The following is a 26,037-nucleotide window of genomic DNA, read 5'->3' on the forward strand; positions in this document are numbered from 1 at the left end:
ATCGCGAATCCGGTGAGCCGGACGGTTGGCCCGCTCTGCTGAGCGGTCGCCTCGGCTTCCCGATCACGTCGCTGCTGGCGGACTCGTCGTCCCGGCACCTGAAGCTGCTGCTCTACCGGATGCTCGGCGACCGACCGATGGACGACGTCAGCAGGTTCCTCGACTCGCTGACGCCGCCTCCGTCGTACCGCAGCGTGCCCCCGGTCAGCGAGGAACAGGCGGCCCGGTGGGCGGCCCGGTTCGGGGTGACCGCCGACGAGGTGCGGGTCCTGGCCGCGAACGCCTGGGCCGACCTGCCCCGCATGGTCGGTCTGGCCGAGCGGATGGCACTGGACGACGGCGAGGCGCACTGGCTGTTCGACCTGACCCGCACGATCGGCCGGGTGGCCACCGACTTGCCGAGACTGGCGTATCGGATGGGCGTGCGGCCGCAGGTCGTGCTCGAATGGAGTTGGCGGATGGCGGCCGACTCGCGGGACCTGATGCCGTTCCGGTCGGCGGTGCGTCTGCTGCCGACCACTCCGCCGCCGGTACCGGCGGAGAACCGGCTCTCCGTCGCGGAACTGGTGTCGAACCTTCGGGACAGCCTCGACACCGTGACCGACGCGCCGTGGTGGGCGTTGTGGATCGCCACGCACACCCCGTCGACCCTGGGTCCCGACGGACTGACGCCGGGAGAGCTGTACGACCTGCTGGGTGAGGAGACGCAACACGTCTTCGTGTATCCGGGGACGCTGAGCGCGGTGAACCTCCTCGACCGCATCAGGGATCCGTACCGGCCCCTTCGGGACTACGCGGAGATCAGCCCGTTGCCCGCCGAGCGGGCCGCCGACCAGTGGTTCGCCACGTGGTTCGGTGAGCAGTTCGGCGTTGGTGAGATGGTCATCCACCACGACCTGATGAGGCGGCCAGGTCTGGACCACCTCGCGGTACTCGACGAGGCCGCCAGGATGGAGGTGGAGCCGTCCAGGCCCCTCGAGTACGCCCGGTGGTCAGGCGGCGGGGACCTGGCAGCGACGCGTGCGTTCGGGTTGCCCGCCGGCGAGCCCCAGGCCGGGCTGATCGAGTTGGCCACTCAGTGGGGCGTGCACCTGCACCAACTCACACCGATCGTCCCCGTGCTGCCTCGGGAAGCCGATTTCTGGGCGCAGGGTGTCGAGCCGGTCATGACGAGCGTGCTGACCCGGATCTGGGGCGGTGCGGAGTCGATCCCGGCGGACAGCTATGAGGCGACGAACCTGCTGCTGACGTTCCTGACCGACCAGGGGATCAGGGCGGATCGCGATTGGGTGTCCAGCGCCCATTCTCTGCGGGGGCTGTGGCTCACCTGGCAGTGGGGACTGGACTCCACTGCGGAGACGGAGAGCTTGAGACTCTTCGACGAGTTGTCCTCGGAGAGTAATGGCAGTTACCTGGAACTGCTGCGAGAACTCGCGAATCGGATGAACCTGTCTAAGCTGGCACGAACGGCGTTGGCCGACCGGCTGGGGATCAGCACGGGCTGGGTGGACGCCTTCAGCCTCCGGATCGGGACGGTGCCCGACGGGGTCGTCGACCAGGCCCGCCGCCTGGGGGTGACCGATCCGGCCCGGCTGTTCGCCCTCGCCGCCATGCTCGGCGTCGACCCGAGGGTGCTCGGACCCGAAGACGGTCTCGACCGGCTGAACGAGGACTCCGGCGACGCTCGCTTCGATGTCGCGTACGACGTCGCCACGTCGATCCGGGCCCGCTCCGACTGGCCGGGGCGGTCGTCGGGCGACACGATCACCGATCGGCTGTTCCGGTTGGTGAAGCGGTCGTGGACCATCCCGTCGAACCTTCCGACCCTGCTCAACGACGACGGCAGTTGGCTCGGTGTCGACCGGTTGCTGGAGGTCGCAGAGCGGCTGCACACTGCACCGGAGTCGGTGGCTCTGTACGCGAACACCCAGCGGCCACCGGCCGTGTCGGGCGATGGGCAGCCCACGACCGAGCAGGTGGTCACGGACTACCAGGCGTGGGCGGAGTCCGTATACCAGAAGTACGCCCTCGGTCCGAAGCAGCTCTGGCGGGTCTGGAACCGGGAGGGCACGGCGTCTCTCCACCGTTACCACGTCCGCGCGATCCAGGCCGCCGCGCTGGCGTCCGCAGAGCCCACCGAGGCCACCGAACTGTTCGACCGGTTCACCGCCGGTGCCAACCCGCTCCGGGCGGTAGAGGAGCTGGCGCGGGCGCGCGTACCCGGCGCCTGGCTGGTGCCGTTCCAGCCGGAGGCACCCGAGCCGGCCGGGGTGACGATCTGGCTGTCGCTGCGGTTGTCCACCGGCGGACAGTCCCGTGAGCTGCAAGAACAGGTGGCAGAGTATCCCGGCGCCATTCTGCTGGGGAACGATCTGCTCTACGAGTTCGGCGCCGGTCGCGGCGACTGGGCTGGACTGGCCCGCCTGGTGGAGATCGTCCCTCGGCAGGTCGCCGGGGAGTCCGTGATGATCTCCGTGCGGTCCGGGTACGGCATGGACGCGGCCGCCTACCTCCGGCTGGCTCACCTCTATCACACGCAGGCCGACGTGTTGACGATTGCCGGACTGACCCCCTTCACCGACGAGAGCGCCTACGCGGCCAGAGAGTTCGACTCCTTCGAGGAGTTCCTCGGGCACCACCGCAATGGCTCACTCCTCATTCGCGCGAACTGGCGCTCCGGCGACCATGTCGCGTTCGTCATGGCTCCCGGTCAGGTCTCGCCCGGTGTCCTGCAGGCCCGCGTGCGGATCGCGGTGGAACTCGTCCGGATCGCCCGGCAGCCGTTGTCGCCGCAGTGGTGGAGCCAGCGTTTCACCGGCCCCGGCTTCCAGGACCCGTCGCGGGCGGGCGGCCCACGCCGACTCGGGGACCGGGCACACCGACTGATCGAGCTGCTCCCCGATCCAGCGCTGCGGGTCCGAGCGGCCGGGCTCGTTCTCGGCGGCCCACAGGTCCGCCACCACGCCGAACCACAGGCATCGGGGCTGGGGCGGGTACTCGCCGATCCCACCCTCGCCCACACGTCGTTCGCGGCGCCACCGATGCCGAGCCCGGATCGCGTACGCGAGATCCTCGCCTCCGACCCGTCGACGTCCGGCCTCGACGTCGAAGCTCTGACCGCCCGGCTGAGCAACGCCACCGACGAGCGGGACGAGCGGGTCAGCTGGCAGGAGGCGGTGCTCCGCGCGGCGATCCACGGGAGGGTGGATCTCGCCGGCCTGCTGACCGGGCAGCTCTGGCCGGTTCTGGCCCGCCAGCTGATCACCGGCCGGATGGCGCTACCCGACGAGGTCGTCCGGACGGCGTACCGCTTCGTCGCCCAGACCTCGGACGCGGACTGGACGAGCCTGCTCTCCGAGCGGATGCCGCGGCCACTGTGGAACCTCACGGCGCCGAACCGGGTGGACGAGGAGGCCGCGGACGGGCGGGGCGACTGGCCCGACCTTGGTGTGCCCGGAGCGCGACCGCCCGCGCAGAGTCTGGTGCCATGGTTGCGGGGCCGTGTCTCGGTCGGCGAGGACCCGCTGCCGTACCTCGTCGAGAACGCGTTGGATGGTCTGGCGGGACCCGACACGGGCACCACGTTCGGCCTGCAGCTCGTCATCGAACAGCAGGATTCCGCAGACGCCGCGTCGCACGGTGCGTACGGTGAGATCAGCTACTACATGACCCCGGTGTGGCAGGGCCTCCGGGAAGCCGTACCCGGTGTGGGGCTGATCAGCGAGGTGGTGCACCCAGGGGGGTACCGACTCACGGCACAGGGACTGGTGGACAGCCCTGCGGTGTGGCGGGCCCTCGGTCTGTTGATCGACACGGTGCGGAATCTGACCGCCCGGGCAGAGCTGCCGCTCACCATCGACGTCGAGACCGCCGCCACGCGAAGCGGACTCTTCTCGCCCGAGGCCCTCCACCGGGCCGCCGAGACGTACTCGGAACTCCTGCAGCGGATGTCGTCCGGCCCGGACCGCGCCGCCGTCAGCACGCGGACCGACTCGGAGCGCATGTTCGAGAGCACCGGCGACGGTGTGCGCACCACATCGATGCCGCTGCACCTCGCGTTCGGGCTGGCCGGACTACAGGCCCGGCTGCGGGTCGTGCTCGCACTGGTCCGGGCGGCGGAACGCGGCGGTGCGGGGACCGACGGGGGCGTCCCGTCGCTCGGTGACGGGACCGGGCGGTTCGATCCCGACCTGGTCTGGCTCGACGACTGGCTGCTCGACCTGTCCGGCTGGACGGATCTGCACGCCCTGCTGGACACGCTGGACCTGGACCCGCCGGGAGCCGTGCAGGTCGCGACGCTGTTCCAGCTGACGTCGTGGTATCCGCCCGGCGAGGAACGAGTAGGACTACCGCGTGGGATCCGGTGGATGCCGGATGTGCCGCTGCTCACGCTCGACGAGGAACACCCGGCCGCGTTCCTCGCTGCGGTCGTGGAGAGCAACCCGGAGACCCCCGTCCGGGACATCGTGCGGGAGCGGGCTTCGCACCGACTGCCGCTGCGGTTCCGGCACGGGCTCTACGCTCGGTTCCACGCGTTCGCCGCCGCGCTCCCACCCGACGCGGACCTCGGATCCGCACGCGCCGTGCGGCGCAGGGCAGCCGCGAGAGTGTGGAACGAGCTGGACCGCAGCAACGAGCCGGTGAGCGTGTGGCACGAACGGTTCCAGGCGCAGAACCGGCTATCGGCGTGGACCTCACCCACCTCAGTCCCGGCCGTCCCCGACGCGTACGAGTCGGCCCGCTCGGTCTGGCTGGCCACTCCGGCCCGTCCGGAGGCCGCCACCGCGGAGGACGTCGCGGCGCTCCGGACCGCAGCCGGCTGGTTGGACACCGTGCCGTCCGATTCCGCCGCGCGCCTGCAGCACCACATCGGCACATGGCTGGCACGACAGGACCCGGATCGGTTCTCCGTGTCGATGCCCGAGATGCAGGTGCGGCCGGGCCGGTGGGCGCAGCACGGTCTCCTCGGTGCCGTCATCGACGCCGCCCGGTGGCAGGGTGTCCGCCTGCCGTCCGGTGTCCGCGCACCGGGGCGCCTCCGCCGCCACGTGCTGGCGCAGATCGCGCAGCACGACGACCTCGTCCGCGACCTGCTCGGCGCGGGACCGACACAGCTCGCCGAGGAGGTGCCGCCCGGAGCGTTCGTCGAGCTGGTGTCGAGCCTCCCGGCGGCGGCCCCGGCGCCCGAACCGACCGCGCATCGACGGAGCATCGTCGAGGAGAACGTCCGGCGCGAGCATCCGGGGATCAGCGATCAGGAGTTCGCGCACCGGGTCCAGGCCGCGCTGGACGGATGGCTACCCGAGAACCGGCGGCAACACCTGCGCGGCCGGTTGCTCCAGACGCAGGAAACGGCAGCTCAGGTGCGCCAGGCCGTGATGGCCAGCGTCGGACCGCGTCCGACGCTGGCCGCCGCGTTGCGGCGTGCCATCGACGGCCGGGCGGGCGATCTGGCGGGTTACCTGGGTTCCTGGGAATCCCGCAGTCCGACGGCGAGCCGGCACCTGGTCGTCCTCCTGGCTCGTGCACTCGACATCGACGTCGTGATCCGCAGCGGTGCGATCGCCGAGAGCACCAATCCGGGCGCGCGTCCGGTCCTGCACCTGGACCGGTCGGCCGGCACGGCGTACCGGCCGTTGTCGCCGGTCGGGACCGAAGCATCGACTCCCTCCGGGACGCCGAACCTGCCGCGGCTCGACGCCGCCGACCCCGAGCTGACCACCGAGGTGCGTGCCCGGGCCCGTGACCAGTACGCGGCGCTCGCCGGTGGCGACCCCGCGCGGTCGCAGGCGTGGACGGCGCTGACGGACCTGCTGACCGACTGGGTCGGCCTTCCTGAACTCGCCGTCGAGGTGGTGCCGGGGTTCGGCTCAGGTGTGAACTACTCACAGTGGGCGGTGCAACTCGGCCCCACTTCGGTCGACCACGACCTCGGCGCGCTGTTCGCCGAGATTCTGCGCGCCGAGCAGCGGATGCTCGTGGAGCAGGCGTCGTACGCGGGGAGCGCGAACAGCGAGTCGTTCGTCAGCCCCTTCACCGAAGATCGTGTCCGGCGTCTCATGCGACAGACGCTCATTCCCGGCGATCGCCGCTTCGGTCCGGCGGTGCAGATGTGGTCCCCGGAGGACGAAGGGCAGCGAGCTGAGCTGCACGCCGCATTGTCGGCCGCCGATCGCTGGTTGATCGCCGAGAATGCGCTCACCGCCGGGGGCGGTCAGGTCTCGGCACGACTGCGGGGACGCCTGGTGCGTGACCGCAGCCGGGTCGAACGGTTCCACGCCGACGCCCTCGCCATGCTGCACAACCAGCCGATCGAGACGCATGTCCGGGCCCTGCAGGCCCGGCTGAGTGCCGGCGGTTCCGTCCGGGACTGGCGGGTGGGGCCCGACATCCAGGTCGACCCGGACTCGGGCGTCGAGGTGACGTGGTTCGGTGCGGCGGGCGTCCAGCTCCGACCGGCGGGCGGTGCCGTCGCGCCACAGCACCGTCTGGTGCATCCCGAGCGGCCGATCGTGCTGGTGCACGCGACCTCGATAGCCGAGGCCGCACAGATCCTCGGGCGGGTGGCCGCCGGACTACCGGCGAACGCCCTCATCGAGCTGGTCATGCCCCGTCCGGTGGACGTGACCCGGGCGATCACCCTGGCCGGTCTGCTGCACGCCGACCAGGAGCTGGCACTGCGGCCGGACCTGATCACCCGTGGGGCACGGGAAGACCACCTCGTCGGGTACTCGCGGGCACACACTCGGGCGGTCGAGCCGTTCGTCTCCTACTACACCGTGCACACCGAGCCGCAGGCCGAACCGCTGTCGGTGTCGTACCTGAGGCAGCTGCCCCACCTGGGCGGCGGTCGGTTCGCCCTCGTGCCGGGCTGGACGGTGGTTGCCGAACCGCATCGGATCTGGATCCGGCCCGACGACGTCGGCGACACCGTGCCCACCTTCGGCCACGAGTCGGTCGCCATCGGCAGTCCCGGAGCCTCCGTGCCGTGGACGGTCGTCCGGCTCGGAATCTGGTTCACCACGTGGTGGGCCGCGCAGAACGGCATGAACATCGGTGATGGTCTGTGGAAGGTGTACGGGAACGTCGCCTCGCCACCGGCGATCCGCAGGCTCCGTGACGTGATCGCCGCCGACCCGGTGGACGCGATGGTGTGGACTTCCGCCTTCACTGTCGTCGACCTCGACGGGATCGATCATCGCCTCGGCGGCGAGGACGGCTTCCTGCCGTTCCTGCTGCTCGACCAACTGATCGGCGTCGCGGGCGGCGACGGCGACACCGACCCGGACCGGGCCGTCGAACTGCTGACCGAGCTGACGCGTCGGCTCGGCCTGCACGACGGCGGTGAGGGCGACGAACCCGACCGGGTTGCCCGGATCTCTCTGCTGGGCGTCGCACTCGGCGTGCACGAGGCGCACGGCATGGCGGGGCTCACGGAGGACCGTCTCAGGGCCGTGGTGGACGAGGAGCGGCTCAGTAACACCGAGACGGACCCGGACGACTCGGACGACGGCTCGATGGACGCCAGCGCGCCCGCGCCGGCCGAGGAACCGGTGTCGGTCGCCGCCCCCGGGGAGGCCCCCGGGGACGACATCGGGTGGCAGCTTGACGCCGACGGCACGTACAAGCATCCCGACAACGAAGCCGACGACCTTCCCGAAGCACTGCGCGAGAACCGGTCGTCGCCGCTCAACGAGGTGGGCTTCCTGGCGGCGCTGCGTCGCCTGGTGATCGCCCGGACTGCGCCGGAGCAGGTGCCGACGGAGAACGAGTGGGTCGACCACCTGCTGCGTCGAGCCACCCGGGACATGGAACTGGCCGATGGTCGGTTCACCCCCAGCCTGACCGAGGTATCGCAGCGTCTGATGTCCCGCGAGCCGGATTTCCGGCTGCAGTTCTTCGTGCGGGAGGCGAACGACGCCCCCGTCAGGGCGCAACCGGTGCAGGGCGACAGCGGTGACGTCTTCTACCTCTACCACGACGTAGACGGAGACTCTTTCGACATCTACTTCCTCGGTGAGGCCGCCCGCCTGATCGAGGACATCGCACGACCCGAGCCGGTGCCCGGCCTCGCGCGTCGGATCCGGCAGGCACGACTCGGCATCCCCGCCACGGTGACGCCGGGCGGACGGTACGCGTCCGACTCCGCCAGCGGCTACGACCCGACTGCGGCGACCGCGACGGCCCGGCAGTGGCGTCGCACCGTCCTCTGGCTGCGGTCGCTCGCCGTGGACGGGACACCACTGGTCGAGCAGGAGGTGATCGAGCAGATCGACCTGCTGCACGGCGAATCGCGGACCGTGATGGAGGCCGGCTGGTCCGTGCTCCGGCGGCGGATCGGCCAGGCATGGCAGTGGGCGACGCGACCCGGTGTCGAGATGCAGACCCCCGGCAACGGCCCGCGAGAGCACGCGGGCCGGCTGGCCGGTGGGCTCCACGCGGACCTGGCCACCTTCCGGGGTGAGCTGGCCGAGGCGGTCGACGCGGCCACGCAGGAGAGCCCGGAGAGCCAATCGGGGGGCCGTCGGGGGTCCGCGTTCAGCGCGGTGGGGTCGGAGCCGTTGTCGGCTGACGTGTCATCGGTCCTGGTGGCGCCGATGCGGGACACCGGCGGTTGGGACCTGCGCCCGGACGGCGGCTACCAGGCGGGGGAGGCCGCCGGACTGCCCACGGGTCTGTGGTTCGACGACTCGGACGCACGCTCCGAGCAGAGCGAGGACGACCTGCTCCGGGTGGGGCGCGAGTTGCTGGCCGCCGGGGCCCGGCCGGCACGGATGCCCACGTTGCGGGAGCTCCGGGATGCCGGGCCACCGGCCGGGTCGACGGCCCCCGAACCGGAGCGGTGGGACGAGCAGCTCTACGCGTGGCTCGGGGCGGCGGCGGCCAGCGGGGGTGGCGTGCCGTTCCGGTTGCAGGCATTCGAGCGGGATGCTTCGGGTCGCATCCTGGCGTACCCGGTGCAGGGCGAGACCGGCGACGTGGTGTTCGCATACCTGCAGGGGGAGAGGCTGTATCGGCTGCGCGGGTGGGCAGTCACCTCGACGGGCGGATATCAGGAGAACACCGCTTCGGAACTCCCGCCCGGACTGTCGGTCGTCAACGTCGGAGCGTCCGAATGGGGCAGCCAGATCCTGTACACGGTGCAGATCCTGTTGACGCAGGCGATGGGTGCGAGCCGCTCACCGGAGCCCGGCGAGATGCTGGTGAAGTTGGCGTCCTACGCGGACCAGATCTGGCCCAGGCAGGTCTTCCGGCTGCTGCGTTGGGCGGTCAAACAGTTCGCGGGTGAGACGCCGTTCCGGTTGCAGGCGTTCGAGGACGCCGAGCGAGGTGTGTACCGGGCGTACCCGATCGAGGGTGACTCCGGGCCGCTCATGTTCGTCTACCGGTCGGCGTTCGGCGAGATCCTCCCGCTGCGCATGCGGGAATGGGCGAGGTCCGGCAACGGTGGCTACGAACCGGTCCCCGGCGTTCGGGCTGTCCGTCTGCCGGACGGCCTGAACGCCGGTGCCAGCACCGGCGCTGACGCTTTTGGGCTGGCTGACGCGGTGGCCCGACTGATGACCGTGCACGGACACCCGGCGACCGGCGAGGGGCTGTGGCGGCACCTCATCGACGGGGATGCCGTACCCGCAGGCACGGGGCCGGCCCCACACGCCGACGCCGCCCTGCTCGGGGTGATGGGGCAGGAGTTCGGCTTCCGGACGCAGGTCTTCGTGACCGACGGCGAGACCGTCACCACCGAACCGGTCCAGGGCGAACTCGGTCCGCTCTTCCACCTGGTGCGTGACTCCCACGACGGCACGTACGCCCCGCTCTGGTCCGGGCCGTCGACCCATCTGCTGCCGGCACCGACGGCGCCGCCGCACGACGACCTCTGGCCGGTGACCGACGACGGTGAGTACCAGCGGGAGGGGACTGCTCCCCGACTGCCGCAGGCGCTGTCGCCGGGCATGGGCGGGTCGTCGTCGCGGGCCGTGCTGCAGGCGATGCGGGAGTTGGTGGTGGCCACCGGTGTCCAGCGGGTGCCGACCTCGGCACGCCTGTTGCAGTTCGCCGGAGCGGTACCCGCCGGACTGGACTGGGACCAGGAGATCTTCGAGTGGCTCCAGCTCACCGTCCGTGGCCTCGGCGGCAGCGAGGCGTTCCGGTTGCAGGCCTTCGACGAGATTCAGCCGGGCCGGATCAGGTCGTACCCGGCGTGGGGCGAGTCCGGCCCGATGCTGTACCTGCTTCGCACCCACGGCGATCGGTACCACGCGCTGTGGGGCGACCGTCCGGAGCAACTCGTCGTCTCGCTCGACGCCCTCGTACGCCAGGGGCGTCCGGTGGCGGCGGCCGAGGTACGGGACCGACTGACCCGCCTGGGCCGCGCAGACCGTGGCCGGTTCACTCGTCGCTGGTCGCAGCTCAGCGACCGGATCGAGCGGGCACGGCGCAGCCTGAGCGCACGCCAGGAACTGGCCTTCGGCGGTGAGAACGAATGGGCCCGTACCGTCGGGCAGGCACTGGCACTGCTCCGGGCGGACCTGAGTCGGTTCGATGGCGAGCTGGAACGGGCGGTGGCCGACGCGGAGCTGACCTCCTGGTTCGGGTTCGGGGCAGACCTGTCCGACTGGCACCGGCAGGTGTGGGAGCTGTTGAGCAGGTTGGCCGGTGTCGACGGCGGCTTCGGGGGCTGGCTGTCGGAGACCGCGCGGGCGATCGGCCTCTACCACCAGCCGAGCACCGCGCAGTGGGGACAGGAGATGTCCCGGCTACGTCCGTGGGGTCGGCGGCCGGACGTTCCGATCTGGGCCCGGCGGCGCCTGTTCCACATCGTCGGTCTCACCGAGGAGCTGTACCCGGGACGGCTCGCCGAGGGCAGCCCGACGCAGCGTGCCGCCCTGTTGCAGCGGGTGCGGCGGCTGGTGGACGCGCTCCGCCGGGACCCGCTGTGGCGGCGGACGCCGGGTGTGCAGGATCGGGTGCGTCCGGAGTTCCTGATCGCCCTGCTGCGCGGCTGGCAGAGGTCCTCCGCCGAACGGCCGATCACGAACGACGACCTCCGTGCGCTCGTGGACGTGGTCGACGAACTCAAGCAGCCGGGGCGGTCGGTTCGGCTGCACCAGGTCCTCAACGCCTGGCAGCAACGGCACCGGGCGGCCACGGCGCAGCACGTGCCCCCCACCGCCGACGAGGCACTCGCCCTGCCCGTCCACCGGATCGCCGACCGGTGGGAGTTGCCGCACCACATGGTCGAGGGTCAGCTCCTCGGTCCGGCCGACGCGACCCTGCTTCCGGCCGAGGCCGCTCAGGTGTTGGAGCTGATCCGGACGGCGGTCGGGGGCGGCGTACCCGACCACGACCCCGGCATGGTGCGGCTGCGCTACGACCTCGAACACCGGTACCGCGACTTCCTCGTCAACGGCAACCGCTACTTCATGCGTCGCGATGGCATCCCGATCGAGCTGCACGTCGGTGCGAAGCTGGTCAACACCCTGGTCGAGGATACGACGACGGGGCCAAGCTCCCGGCGGCTGGACAGCGCCACCATGTCCGCCCGCAAACAGAAGTACCTCAAGAAGTTCCTTCGTCCGCGTACCGTCCACCTTCCGTTCTCGGCGCTGTTCGGTGCCCTGACGGCTGGTTTCGTCGCCGTGCACGTCGCGATCACCCGTAACGAGCCGGCGAGCACCATGAGCAGGTCGAAGGGGATTCTGCACACCCGGATGCTGCGCAGCGGCACCACCGCCACCGCCTTCCGCGCGGACAGCAGATGGACGGTTACCAGCAGCGCCCCCGGTGCGGAACCCGGCCAGGCGGTACGCGGTGAACCGCACAGCCGACTGATGCCGCAGTCGGTCCTGCTCGACGTGCCGGTCTACCTGACGCGTCCGACGGCGTACGCGAAGGGCAAGGCACGAGCGGTCGAACCGTCGGTGTCCGTGTCCGACTCGAGGAGGTCCGCCTCCGACATCGCCGAATCGGTGATCTCCGAGTCGAGCCACCAGCAGCCGTCCCCACGGTTGCGTCAGGGGTCGTGGGGTACGGAGGCAGCAGGCGAGCAGTCGCCGACAGCTCTTTCCCGCCGCAGCTCGACCGACCTGTCCTCGTCGTCGATCGTTCGGCCGTTCAGCGGCTTGAGCCGGAGCGACCGGCCGGGATGGCGCCTCTTCCAGCGGGTGACGTTCCAGACGAGCAAACGTGAGCCGCAGGCCGTCGACCTGAAACAGCTCCGGCGTACCCCCTCCGGGCGGCTGCTCCCGCCATCGAGCGACAAGCAGCCCGTCGGGAAACCGGTGACCGTCGGTGATGTCCCGCCGACGCTCGACTTCCAGGGCGAACTCCCACGGGCGTTCGTCGTCGACGACGTCGGCGACACGACGGCGTTGACCGAGGCGATGACCTCGACGGTGGCGCAGCCCCTTGTGGTGGGCGGCTCCGCCCGTGCCTCGTTGTTCGAGTTCTCCCAGCGGAGCGACGTCGGCAACAGGATCCACGAGATGGTGGACACCTACCAGTACACCCCGGTCCTGGCCGACGACGAGACCCGCAACGCCATCGGGGCCGAGCGGGTACGAGCGCACTTCGGCCGCGCCCGACTGCTCTCGGTCACCGAGAAGGCAGACGACGTGGCGATGCGTCACATCTTCGCCAGAGTGATCGAGGTGGCTGCCGAGACCGGGGTCATCGACGGACTGAGCGGCACGGTGGGTGCCGGCCCCGGATCGCGTTACCGGGGGCCCGGCCTGACCGTGTCCGGCGGTCTGCGCTGGTTGTTCGCCAAGTCGTTCCGACAGACCCGCGGCGGTGCCACCGGCAGCGGTGCCGTTGGCCAGAAGTTCGCCGAGACCGTCGGCCCGACGGCCCTGTACGCGGTCGAGGTCACGTTCGACGTCGAACCGATGGGTGACGAGCCGGCCGGTCAAGCGGACGTGATCCTCCTCATCCGCATGCAGGTCGAAGAGGCCCAGCGGCTGGCTGACCCGGGCCGGGTGGTCAGCCCGCAGCGAGTGACCGACCTGACGTACCGCTACCAGGGCGAGTCGACCGCACCGCAGGGCGTGGGACGCCTGCCCAGCAACGGCGACGTGGTCCAACCGCCGAAGTACCTGATGAGGGAGCACCCGACCACGATCGGCAGCTCGGTGGTGGCCGACCTGACCGGTATGCGCGAACTGCACGACCGGCTGCTCGGCGAACTCGAGTCGAGCAAGCCGGATCTGTTCCCCGGCTGGCGGACGGTGAAGCCGTCCGGCCGATCCCTGCGGGACATCGATGTGATCGTGCAGAACTACGTCACCCTGGCCGCCGGCCTGGCGCGGACCTCGTCGATCGGCGGTGGCCTGTCACCGCTGATCGGCAACGGCACGCGGATGAGCTTCCGGCAGTTCGGCGTGGTGCACTCCGACTACTACGAGCTCGTGGTCAAGGGGACGCTGAGCAACCGGCGGCACGCCGGAAGCACGAGCCTGATCAAGCCGGTGGACGTCGCGTTCCTGACCGATCTCGTGAATTTCACCCACTCCCGTGAGCAGGCGTACTCGACCGGCCCCGAGATCGCGGTGGCGGTGAAGTCGTTGCTCACCGATATCGGTGGTCGGTTCGGTGTGGTCGGAAAGGTGAGTTGGCCGCGGGTCCGATCCGGCGGGTTCGGCGCGCCGGTGTTGGCGTACCGGTGGTCGAACCGGGCGACCGGAGTGGAGGTGTTCGACTTCGACCTCGACTTCGACGCGCTCTGGTTGCATCACCAGCGCCCCGCGCGGTGGCGGCGATCGGCGCTCGTGGCGTGGGCCAACGGTGGCTGGCGGATACAGGCCAGTCCGCCGGAGCGGCTGTTGGCCGAGGATGAGCCGGCGCGGGGGACGGTGAGTCTGTGGACGCCGTCGGACATGTCCTGGCGCGTCGAGTCCGGCGTCACGCCGGCCACCGTCCCGACCGCGACACACACCGAACCGCTCGAGATCGCCGCCGCCGACGCCCGACTGGCCGTGGGCGGGGCGCGGCCGGAACTGCTGACCCGCGCCTTCCACGTCGACGCGATGGACGTGCCACCGGGGCTGTTGAGCGAACTCGCCCAACGGGCGTTGGGTGACGTCAGCCATGGTTCGCCGATCATGACCATCTCGGGAACTCCGGTGAACGTGGCGCTGACGGAGTCGTTCGAGGAGTCGGCACAGAAGGGACACTCCAGCACACTCACCGCGCCTGGCGGGTTGCAACTGGGCGGTCTGTTCGGAGACGGCAGCTACGCCGACTGGCACGCCGGAGTGGCGGCGCGGATCACGCCGGTGAACTGGCGACTGGAGCACTACATCGAGTCGCTGGTCGTCGAGGACTACTACCGGGGCACCAGCGGCGCGCAAGTGTCCCGAGGCGGTGGCATCAAGTGGACGGGTGGCGTGGTGGTCGGGCCCGGCTGGACCCCCGACCACCCCGGTGGGCGGTTCGCCGGCCGTCTCTTCGGCAACTACTACTACGACCGGGAGCGGATCCGGGCCGAGCGTCGGGAGGTCACCGGCGCGCAGGAGCGCAACCGGTCGCACACCGGCCGATACCTGGTGCTGAAGGCGGACCTGGAGTACATCGCCCTCGCCACCGCCAGATGGGGCAACCTGCTCACCGAACTACCCCTCGTCGAGGACCTGCTGACGATGCTCCCCGACGGACGAGGTCCGCTGCTGCGGTCGTCGGCCTGGCAGGCGACGGTCCCCGACGGGCTGTACGTGTACGTCGCCGAGTCAGACCTTCAGGACCTGGCTCTGTTGATCGGCCCCGCGGATCCGACGACGGCGGGATTCCTGGCGGGACTGCTGCCGCCGCCGCTGGGACGGGAGCGGGCCTGGCGGGCGCCCGAGCCGATGCGGCTCGGGCAGGGCCTGACGGTCAACGTCCTGGAAGACAAGATCGACCTCGATGAGCTGAAGGCGTTGCTCCACGACCGTCTCGCCGGGCAGATCCGGGGAGTGCTGCCCGCCGATCTCGCCGACGACGTGCTCGGTGGTCTGCGGCACCTGCTGGCCGGGCTCCGCGCCGACGGCGTCAACGCCTTCCTCGACGACCTGCTCGAAGACGGGATCCCGCTGGTGCTGCGCCGGCGGGCGTACCTCGGACGGCGAGTCGTGCAGGTCTCGGTGCGGGTGCGGCAGGAGGGCGAACCCGTCTTCCGGGACCTGCGACACGACGTCAGCATCGAACACCATCACATCGCGCACATCCGGCAGGAGGAGAACGACACGACCTCCCGGCGACACCTGGGGACGCTGCAACTACTGGCCGGCGACGGCACGTCGCACGGTCCGGTCTTCGCCCTGATGCCGGGTGCGGCAGCGGGCACCGCTCGGGGCCGTTCCACACACCGCCACGAGGCGCGCCTGCTGCGCGTGCACACCACGGTGACCTCCACGGGACCGACGGTGCGATTCGCGATGAACCTCGTCCCGGAGGTCGTCATCGAGCACGCCGACGGGACCACCGAGGTCGTCTCCGGTCACCCGGTCCAGCCGCTGGTCCGAGTTCCGGAGACGATGAGCCGTCCGGCGGTCCGGGATGCCATCGAACGGGTGGACCCGTCACCGGGGATCGTGACGATCCGGTTGCTGGCATCGTGGGAGGTGGAGCCGGCTCGACTGGTCCGGTGGAAGAACGACCCGTTCGCGGTTCGCCTGCCCACCTTCTTCGGACCCGGCCAGGCATGGGGATCGAAGGTGCTGCGGCTCGCGGCGCAGCGTCTGCTCACCATGATGGTCAGTGGCCGGACCGGCCTGCCGGGCAGCGACCTGGCGGGCATGGACCGAATCGGTTCGTCCTATCAGGTGGCTGGATCCGATGCGAGCGCCACCCTGGGATCCCTCTTCACCCGAACCGTCCTGAGCAGCACCTTCTTCCAGATCAACGACGCGAGCGACCGTGACTCCGCCGGTCGCCTGCCGGATGTGGACGGAGAACAGGCCGGGCTCGCCCTGCCGACGGTCTCGGTGCTCTCGACCCTGAGCGCGGTGGAGGGCACCTGGCTGGACGTGGACGCGCGCCTCCTCGCCAACCTGCGTAACGTCCGCCTGCATTCGGTGTCCGGGGCACAGGGCGAGGCCGTCCGGATCGAGCGTCGCAAGGTGCTGCTGACCCCGGCGGGCACCGATCACCAGAGCGCGGACAGCGGGATCCAGGACGTCCTCTTCCAGACCTCGTTCGACCACCGGAACCAGCGCGACGGTGAGATCAACGAGACCGACCTGTTCGCCCTCACCGGTGTGACCGAGACGTCCAACACCGAGGACGACGCTGCCGGCGGGGAGGGTGAACCGGGCAGCTACCGCAGCGTCCGCGACATCGGGCGTACGTACGAGTACCGGGCCGACGTCGTGTACCGGATCGTCGCGACGCTCGACGGTCGGTCCGAGGGCATCGAGGTCGTCATTCCTGACGGCTTCTGGTTCCGGCTGCGGGAACGGGAGGCGTTCCCCACCGGCCTGATGACGGTGCCACTGGCCCAGGCACTGTCGCCGTATGTCGACGTGGTCGACCACGCCGCCGCCGCGTATCGCAAGGCCGCTCAGGAGTCGGAGGACGCCTGGCACCGCGTCGTCGTGGCCGGGCAGGAACTCGCGCAACGGATCGAGGCCGAGCAGCAGGCATGGCGACATCTCGGTCAGAGCGGTGACTCCCCGCTGCCCGACGGTGTCGAGCAGTGGCTCCAGGAACGGACCGACGACCGCGACCGCGGGTATCTGCCGGCGGTCCGAGCGGTCCAAGGGGCCCGCGAGAGTTATCTCGACGCCCACCGGCAAGCCCTCCGGGCCAACCAGGATCTGCGCGAGGAGCAGGCACACAGTCAACGCGGCAACATCTTCTACCCGAGCGCTGCAGCCGACCTGTCGGCCGGACAGGAGGCGGTGGAGCGGGCGGACGACCGGGAGACGTTCCAGCGGGAGCAACTCCAGAAGGCCCTGGCACAGATGGCCGGGCCGGCCACCATACCGGCGCTCGCCGCGGATCTGACGCACGATCATCCGGAGCTGACGCGGCTCGGTGCTGTCTGGCGCGAGACGGCGGGCCGAGCGCGTGCGGCAGCGGGTGAGGCGAGAAAGCACCTGGCCGACTTCCCCCAGTCGCGGACAAAGACCGAGGAGGCCGCCACCTCGCTGCGGAATCTGCGTCAGTCGCTCAAGCAGCAGGTCGCCCGCTTGGTACCGGGCAACGTGTGGGCTGCCGAGTCGGGCAGCCGGTCGGTGGACGACGGTGGCCTGCCTGCCTCGCAGACCGTCGGTGATCTGGATGGACCGGCCGCAGGGGAGTTCGCGAACGCGGGGATCGGGTTCCCCGGTGGACAGTACTGGCCGCCCGAGGTGGACGGCCCGGACATCGCCGGGGTGACGCCACTGCCGGTCGTCCCAGGTGCCTTCGTGGTCGCGACGCACGGCGACGCCCGTGGCGTACGGATCCGGGGCCGGCACGTCTCGGTGGCCCGGTTCGCCGAGGTCATCCGTCAGACGCCGGGGTGGCGGGGACAGCCGCTGGCGCTGGCGGTCTGCAACTGCGCCACGAACAGCTGGTCGAGCCGGTTCGCCGACAGACTGCGGCGGATCCTGCAGGTGGACGTGTACGCCAGCGACGGTTGGGCGGAGACCGGGCATGGGTGGTTGCGGGCCATGCACGTGGGCTTCGAACCGGACCACGAGCGAGGGCTCGACCAGCCGGCCCCGAACGGTTCCGCAAGGATCACGCTGCGGCCAGCGGCGTTCTGGCACTACCCGGCCGACGGTGGTGACCCGGTCGAGGTCGGGGCGGACCTGACCGCCGTACCGGCCACCGGAGCTCTTCCGGCACCGCCGCAGCCGTTCGACCCGGACCCGACGAGCGGGTTCCCCCTGTCCGACCCTGAGGTGCAGCGGGCCTCACACGCCCTGGCCCGGACCCATTTCGAGGCGCTGACCCGCGCCTGGCAGAGCACGGCCGTCGCGGGGGCGGCCGTCGCACCTGCCGAGCCGGCGTCGACGTCCGACACTGATGCGGTCGTGTCCTCCGCCGAGGCGGCGTTGCAGGAACTGGCCGACCACCTGGCCGTCGCCGAGCAGATGCCGTCACCCTCGGTCGAACTTCTGCCACCGACCGGCCCGACCGCCGGCTTCGACCCGGCTGCCTGGACGGTGCGGGTGGTGGTGGACGAGCCGGACCGCATGCTGGTTGACCTACGGCGCGCGGTGCTGGCGGCGGCGCAGCACTTCCTGGTGTCCCGCCTGATGGCGGGAACCGGTGACTGGCAGGCCGGTCGGGAGGCCGCCGACCGGGTCGCACTGCACGCCCGCCGGTTCCCGCTGTTCGTCGGGGACGCCCAGTCGGGACTGGCCGCGGCACTCTGGCACGATCTGCACCACCCCGAGCAGGGTGACGTGGTCCACCGCCCGGTGCGGGAGCGGCTGCACCAGGCGGCCCGCGATGCCGACGGTCGGCTGGCCGACGCGGGGAGCGTCCCCGGGTTCAGCCCGCGAGTACGCCGACGGCTGGCGGAGGCACGGGACGAGGCGTGGCGGCGGCTCGCGCACGCCGTGGAGTCGTACCGCAGCTCGTTGGCGCAGACCCAGGCGGACGCGCTCGAACTGGCCGCGTCGCAGCTCGGCTCGGCCCGGGACTGGCACACCGACCTGCTCGGTGCCGACATCGACGCACCGACCGGCCAGTGGCTGCTGCCCCGGCCCGGCGGCCTGTACGTCGGCCCCGACATGCAGCGGCTGGGTGAGCTACCGAACCGCCCGGCACATCCGTCGCGGCTGCGCCTGGTGGTGGACGCCCGGGACGCCGGGTCGCTCCGCCGGGCACGGCGGCAGGTGTGGGCGGCGGTGCAGGCACTGCCCGGTCACCTCGCGGACCGGGTGATGGTGGAACTGCTACCGCCCGCACCGCTGGACACCGCCACCGCGATCAAGCTGGCGGACCGGCTCGGCGGCTCCGGCCGGTCCCTGCTGCTCGGCCGGGACGCGGTAACCGGTGTACCGGCCCGGTCGGAGCGGGTCCGGCCACTTCGCGCCGGAGGTTGGGACAGCCTCGTGGCGACGGCCGTCGAGTTCGAGTTCCGCCCGAGGGACGCCGCACCGCCGTCGACGCTGCGCCTCAGCCCGTCCCTGCACCTGCCGCGTCGGTCGGACGGGACCTACCGGCTCGCCGGTGAGCGCGACCACTGGCTGATCCTGGACGAGGAACTGTCGCTGGACGGCACCGTGCCCGGCCCGGCCCCGTGGGCTGCGCTGGCGCAGGCACGCCGCGTGGCGCGGGCACTGGCCGGGGGCGACGACCTCCACCCGGCGCCGCTCCGGACGCCGGACGACGTGTCCGCACCGCCGCCGATGCCCACGTCGTCCGCCGCGCCGGACACCGCCGGTCCGGACCTGCTCGGCCCGGTCGACCCGGCACGCTACGTCTGGTCCGGCGGTGCCGGCGATCTCGGGTTCGCGCTGCCGGACCTGGTGTACGCGCTCGGTGACCTGGCCGGTGTCGCGTCGGATGCGCCGCCGGACACGGCCCGCGAGGCATGGGGGTGGCTGGCCGAATCCGTCGGCGTCGACTCCGGCGACCCGCTGGCGCTGCTCGACGTCGGGTTCGTGGCCGCGCTCGCGTACGGCATCGGCGGCCTGACCGCGGCCCGGGTGACCGCTGTCCGGCAGCTCGTCGCCCTCGACCGCACGCTCTCCGCCGGTCCGGCGGACGCCTGGTATCGCAGCCCGGCCCAGCTCAATGCCCTGTTGCACGAGCTGTGGGGGCTCTCCGACCCGGACCCGGACACACCCCTGGCCCGGGACTGGTTGATGGTCGCCGTCGAGCTGGCGCCGGGCGCCGCCGACCTCGCCGAGTTGGCTCACCGCAGGCGGCAGCTCTACGCGACGGTCGACGCCTGGATCGACTCGGCCCGTCCGCTGTTCGGCGGCCGGGTGTGGTCGGTCGGCGATGCCGGTCCCGAGGACCCGTGGCCGGATGCGGTGGTGATCGCCTACCCGGCCCACGACGACGGCCGGCCGCGCCCCCTGGATCCGGCGATCGGTGTGCCCGCCGGGGCGGGCTGGCTGACGGTCCTGCTCGACCGGGCCCGCGCCGCCGATCCCGACCTGTTCGGCGGCCCGGTGGTGGTCCGACCGGTCGGCATCGACGCCCGGTGGCTTCCGGAACTGCGTCGGCAGGCCGCCGCACTCGACCACCGGCTGTCGCAGAGCTTCCAGGTGCAGCCTCCCCGCGCCCATGCCGAGCCGATCCTGCGGTTGCGGGGCGGGCGGGGAGCCCGGGAGCTGGAGCTGCCGGTCCTCCTCAAACGCACCGACCCGGGCCGAGGGCGAGGCCGCCGGGACATCGCCCGCTCGTCGCAGGGGCTCCGGCTGGACGCCGACGGTGACGCCGGCGGCATCCTGGAGGTGGTGGAGCCGCCGCTGCTCGTGCTCGACGACGAGGTGGTCGGGGCCGACCCGGCGGCCGTACACGCCGCCACGGCCGAGGCGGTCCGACGCGCCACCCGGTCAGGCAGGCTCGGCTCCCTCTTCCCGGACTACACGGTGGCACCCGAGATGCGGGACATGCCGCTCACCCCGCTTACCGGGCAGCCGTACGTGCAACACAACTACGGCTTCCCGGTCGAGGACATGCACGAGTTCCTCGGGGACCTGGTCGACTACCGCGACCAGACCAGGAACCAGGCGTTCGGGAAGGCCGCCGCGCTGACCACGCAGGGCCTCGTCTTCGGTGAGTACGTCGCCACCGCGTTCAACGGCGGCGTGAAGCCGGACCTGACCCGGCCGTCGCCCGCCACCACCCTGGCCGGTTACCTGGCGCAGGAGTACACCCGGGTGGGCGCGGTCGCGTCGGCCTACCACACCAGGGAACACCGGCCGAAGAACCTGCTGCTCTGGGCCACCCGGGAGACCTGGCGGGCCGCGCTCGCCGCGCTTCCGGCCGAGCTGCGGCGCTACCTGCACACCCACGCCGAGTGGGTGCAGGAGCAGTTCCTCACGCGATACCGGACCCACCACGCCGAACAGCTCTCGCAGGCCGGACGCGGCGCGGACCTGCTGGACGTCGAGGTGCCGGGTAAGTCGTTCACCCTGCGCCAGGTGCTCGACAACGTGGTCCGCACCAACCCCGACCGAGCGATCACGCCGGCCGAGGCGCTGAACATCCGGACCTACACCGACGAGATCGACACCAACGAGGGTCACCTGCGCCATGTCGGGCTGCGCATCGGCGAGGGACGCAATTTCGGGCTGGCGCACTCGATGTTCTCCTCGGTCCTCGAACGTGACGGCCAATGGCTGTGGCGGCGGGTTCGCCGGGGATACCAGAAGGTCGCCTTCGCGCGTACGGCGTCGGCCGCCCCGCCCACCGTCGAGCTGGCCGACCTGGTGGCGGACCTGCGACGCCAGGTGGCGTCCGGTGAACCGGCCCCGGGCGGCGCGGCCGGGCCCGGACCGGTCTGGCAGGGCGCACTCCGGCTGCTGACCGGGCTGCTGGAGCACCCGGACCGGCTCGACCTCTCGGCGGCCGGCGACGTGTTGGACCGGGTGCCGCCACAGCGGCGCATCGACCTGGCGACGGCAGTGTTGGAGAGCGTGCACCTGCGGCTCGACCCCGCGTTGCGCCGCCGGATCCAGATCGTCGACCTGCGCGCGGTCGACCTGCCCGAGCGGTCCTGGCCCAAGATCCACCAGTGGTTCCCGAAGGCGGAACTGCGTGTCGTCGACGAGCCGGTCCAGTTCCCACCGGGCTGGGCGCAGCTCAGCGACCGGTTCGCGGGGGCCAACAGCGCGCCGGTCCGGGTGCCGGTGCGCGAGGTGACCCGGCGCCTGGACGAGCTGGCCGGGGACCGACACCGGCTGACCGGGTTCGCGCGCGGTCTGGGGCTGACCGACGACCCGGCCACCGGCGCCGACGCCCGGGAGGCGCTGCACGATCTGGCGTACCTGACCGCGGCGGTCTCCGGGCCCACGTTCGACCGGGCCGACCTGGAGCGCCTCGCCGGGCTGCTGACGGCGCTGCGCCCGGAGCACCGCGTGGTGACCTGGGGTGACCTCGAAGCGGCGGTCGGCCGGCTCTCCGCCGACCAGCCGTGGACCGTGACGTTGTCCGTGCCGGACGTTCGCTGGCTGCTGAAGGTGCTGGCCGACGGCGACCGGCGGGCGGCGGACGCACTTCTGCGTGCGGCGGCGGCGCTGGCTCGCTGGGTGTACGGCCCCGAGCCGCGCGAGGGCAGCCTGGCCCGGTTGGGTCGAGCCATCGAGGTCTTCACCGGGCGGACCTTCGTCGGGGAGACCGACCTGCGGCAGGCCTTCAGCGCCGTCACCGGCGGCGACCCGGCACAGCTTCGCGGAACCAATGTCGCCCTGACGGCCACGCTCATCACCGATCTGGACAAGCGCGAACCGGTGACGGTCGACCTGCTGCGCGAGGTGCGGGCACTTGCCGCGCGGCTCTTCGACGACGAGGCCAAAGCGGCGGAGCTCGTCGGTACGGCACGGCTGGTTTCCGTGCTGCCGGACCGGCCGAGACTCGACGATCCGGCCGCGTTGATCCCACCGTTCCGACGACTGATCTTCGAGCATCTGCGGATCTCCGAGGTGGAGCCGCGACACCTGCGCTGGCTGGCCCGGACCCTCTATCACTTCCGTGACGAGGCGGTGGAGATGCTCCACATGCTGGCTCGGGACACCAGCGTCCTGTTCGGCCCGACGGCCACCGCCGACGACATGGTCGGGCTGGGACGCCTGATCGGCCTCCTGTCCGGCCCTCGCCGATGGAACCTCAGGCTGGACGACGTCTTCGATCTGGTGAGTCGCCTGGAGGCGCCGGCCGGCCGCAGGCCGCTCCAACTGGCCTACGTCGACGTTCAGGCGCTGACCCAGGTGATCCGGCAGGCTGCCGACGACGGCGCCGTGGCCGCCGTACGCGACACCCTCCGAGCCGTCTGGTCCGTCTTCGGCCCGTCGGACGATACGCAGCCGACGGCGGGGGACCTGGCGGGCCTGGTGCACCTGGTCCGGGCACTGGAGATCGGCCGACCGTCGGTGGACCGGGATGAACTTGTCACCGCCGTACGTCGGGAGATCTCCGCCGACGACCCACTCTGGACGGGCAGCGTCGCCGAGGTCAGGGCGGTGGCGCGGGCCATCCTCGCGCACGGCGGGACCGGCGCGGACGCGCGGCGGCTCCGGCGTCAGGTGTGGGCGTTCGAGCCGCCCGGCAACCCGGCCACCCAGGAACTGGTGCAGAACTGGCGGCGGACACTGCGTGACTGGCTGACGGGTCTCGCTCCGTTGGACGCCGCACCGGGCTGGTTGGCGGAACAGACCGGTCTGCGACACGGGACCAGCCTGCGTAAACGGTTCGGCCGGCTGCTCAACGACGGCCTGCCGGCGGACGGCGACGAGCAGGAGTCGTTGCTCACCCTGGGCGTGTGGGCGCGGGCGCTGTTCGGCACGCGGACCACCGTCACGCAGGTCGCCTCGGTGCGCCGACTCTCGGCCGCGCTGGCGGCGGAGGACAGGCGCCCGGTCCAGTGGGGCAACCGCTTCGACCTGGCGGTGTGGGCGCTGCGCGGTGGCGACTCCGCAACGGTCACCGACAGCGAGCTGAGGCGGCTGCTGGCGGCCGTGGAGCACGCCAAGAACACCCGAGGCGACCTGCCGGTCCGGGTGGCGGACCTGCCGGCGGCCTGGGCGGCGGTGGGCAGCGCGCCGGAGACGGCCGGGGATTCCACTGCGACATCGCGCGGCAGCCGCAAGGACCGGGTCGGTGGCCAGGTGTCCGGCGACGTGTGGGCGGTCGACGACGCGTCGCGCGCCTCGGACGACGGCGACCTGCCGGCCCCGTCCACGCCCGCACTGTACGGCGGCGTCGGCGGAGAGTTCGCTGACGCGGGAGTCGGCTTCCCCGGTGGGCGGTACTGGTCACCCGAGGCGAGCGGCCCGGGAACCGCCGTGCCGCAGTCGCTGTCGGCCATCCCCGGCGCCTTCGTGGCCGCCCTGCACGGCGACGCCCGAGGCGTACGCATCAACGGCCGGCACGTCTCGGTGGCCCGGTTCGCCGAGATCATCCGGATGACGCCGGGGTGGCGGGGACAGCCGCTGGCGCTGGCGATCTGCGACTGCGCGACGGACTCCTGGTCCACCCGCCTCGCCGACACGCTCCGCCGCATCCTGGGCGTGGACGTGTACGCCAGCGACGGCTGGGTGCAGAGCGAGCCGGGGCGGCTGCGGGCGCTGCACGTCGGGTTCGACCCGACCGGCGAGTACGCGCTGCGGCGCGACCTGGCGGCGTTCTGGCGGTACCCGGCCGACGGCGGCGATCCGGCGCGGATCGGACCCGAGCTGACCGGAGTGCCGGCCGTCGGGCAGCCGTCGGCACCGCCCCCGTCGGTCGACCCGCACCCGGCCAGCGGGTTCGCCATGGCCGCTCCCGAGGTGCAGCGGGCCTCCCACGACCTGGCCCGGACCCACTTCGACACGCTGCTGCGAGCCTGGCAGAGCACGGCCATCACGGGGGCGGGCGATGCCGCTGTCACCGCCGCCGAGGACGCGCTGCGGGAACTGGTCGTTCACCTGGCCACCGTCGAGCAGATGCCGTCGCCCTCGGTCGACCTGCTGCCGCCGGACACCGACGGCATCCTCGGCGTGGCCTTCGACCGTTCCGCCTGGACCGTGCGGGTGGTGCTGGACGAGCCGGACCGGATGCTCGTCGGACTGCGGCGGGAGGTGCTGGTCGCCGCGCAGCACTTCCTCGTGTACCGCCTGGTCGCAGGCACCGGAGACGACCGCTCCTGGCAGCAGGTCACGCAGGGGGTGACCGACGAGACCGCGCTGGACGCGGCCCGCACGAACCCGCTGCCCGTCGACGACGACCGGCACGGCCTGGCCACGGCGCTGCGGCAGGACCTGTACGACCCCGAGCACGGCGACTCGGTCCGTCGACCGGCCCGGGAGCGGTTGCACCAGGACGCCCGTGACGCCGACCGGCGACTGGCCGACGCGACGGAGACGCCCGGCTTCAGCCCCCGGACGCTGGCCTGGCTCGGTGTCGCCCGCGAGCAGACCTGGGAGCGTGCGACGACCGCCTCCGCCCTGCACCTCGCGTCGCTGGCCCAGACGCAGGTGGACGAGCTGGAGCTGACCTCGTCGGCCTTCGGCTCGGTCCGGGACTGGCGGGTGGATCTGGCCGACGTGGACCTCACCGCACCGCCCGGACGACACCTGCTGGCCCGCCCCGACGGCCTCTACGTCGGCCCCGACCGCCAGGCCCTCGGTGACCTGCCGGAACGCCCGGCGCACCCGAGCCGCCTGCGGGTGGTGGTGGACGCCCGGGCGGCTGCCGCCGCATCGGCGGTGCAGGCGGCGCTGGACGTGCTGCCCGATCACCTCAGGGCACACGCGATGGTGGAGGTGCTGCCGGCGGCACCGCTGACGACCGATCAGGCCGTGGAACTTGCCGACCAACTCGGCGGGAATCGGACGCTGCTGCTGGGGCGCGATGCGCTGGCCGAGGTGCCGGTGCGATCGGGGTGGATCCGTCCGCTGCGTGCCGGCGGGTGGGACAGCCTCGGTGCGACGGCCACCGAGTTCGAGTTCCGGCCGTTCCGCGCGGCGGCGTACTCGGTGCTGCGGCCCGGTCCGGGCCTGACGCTGCCGTCCACCCGGGGTGACGGCTACGCGCTCGTCGACCACGACGACTGGTGGCTGAGCCTCGACGACGAGCTGACCCTGCGCGCGGGACCGACGCACGAGCCCGCACCCTGGGCTGCGGTGGTGCTGGCTCGCCGGGTCAGCCGGGCCCTGACCGGGGGCGACAGCGTCCACCCGCACCCGCTGCGGGTTCCGGACGTGGTGGCCGGTCGACCGGCCTTCCCCGACCGGCTCGCACCGACAGCGGGCACCTCCGACCTGATCGATGCCCTGTTCGGGCAGGTCGACCCGGGCCGTTACCAGTGGCCCGGCGACGACGGTGGCATCGCCTTCGGCCTGCCGGACCTGGTACGCGCCATCGGTGACCAGGCGAGCACCAGGTCGACTGATCCACCTGCGGTCCGCCTGT

At 71.9% G+C, this 26,037-nt stretch carries 1 protein-coding gene (only partly in view); it reads left to right on the forward strand.

The whole window is internal to a hypothetical protein gene (locus tag ABZ738_RS06365) on the forward strand: the coding sequence, 51,501 nt in all, runs 21,256 nt past the left edge and 4,208 nt past the right edge, and what appears here is coding positions 21,257–47,293 — codons 7,086 (partial) to 15,765 (partial); the first codon wholly inside the window starts at nucleotide 3. Both codon boundaries (start and stop) fall beyond the window edges.

The organism is Micromonospora sp. NPDC047793 (assembly GCF_040642635.1).
In the GTDB taxonomy this organism is placed as follows: Bacteria; Actinomycetota; Actinomycetes; order Mycobacteriales; family Micromonosporaceae; genus Micromonospora.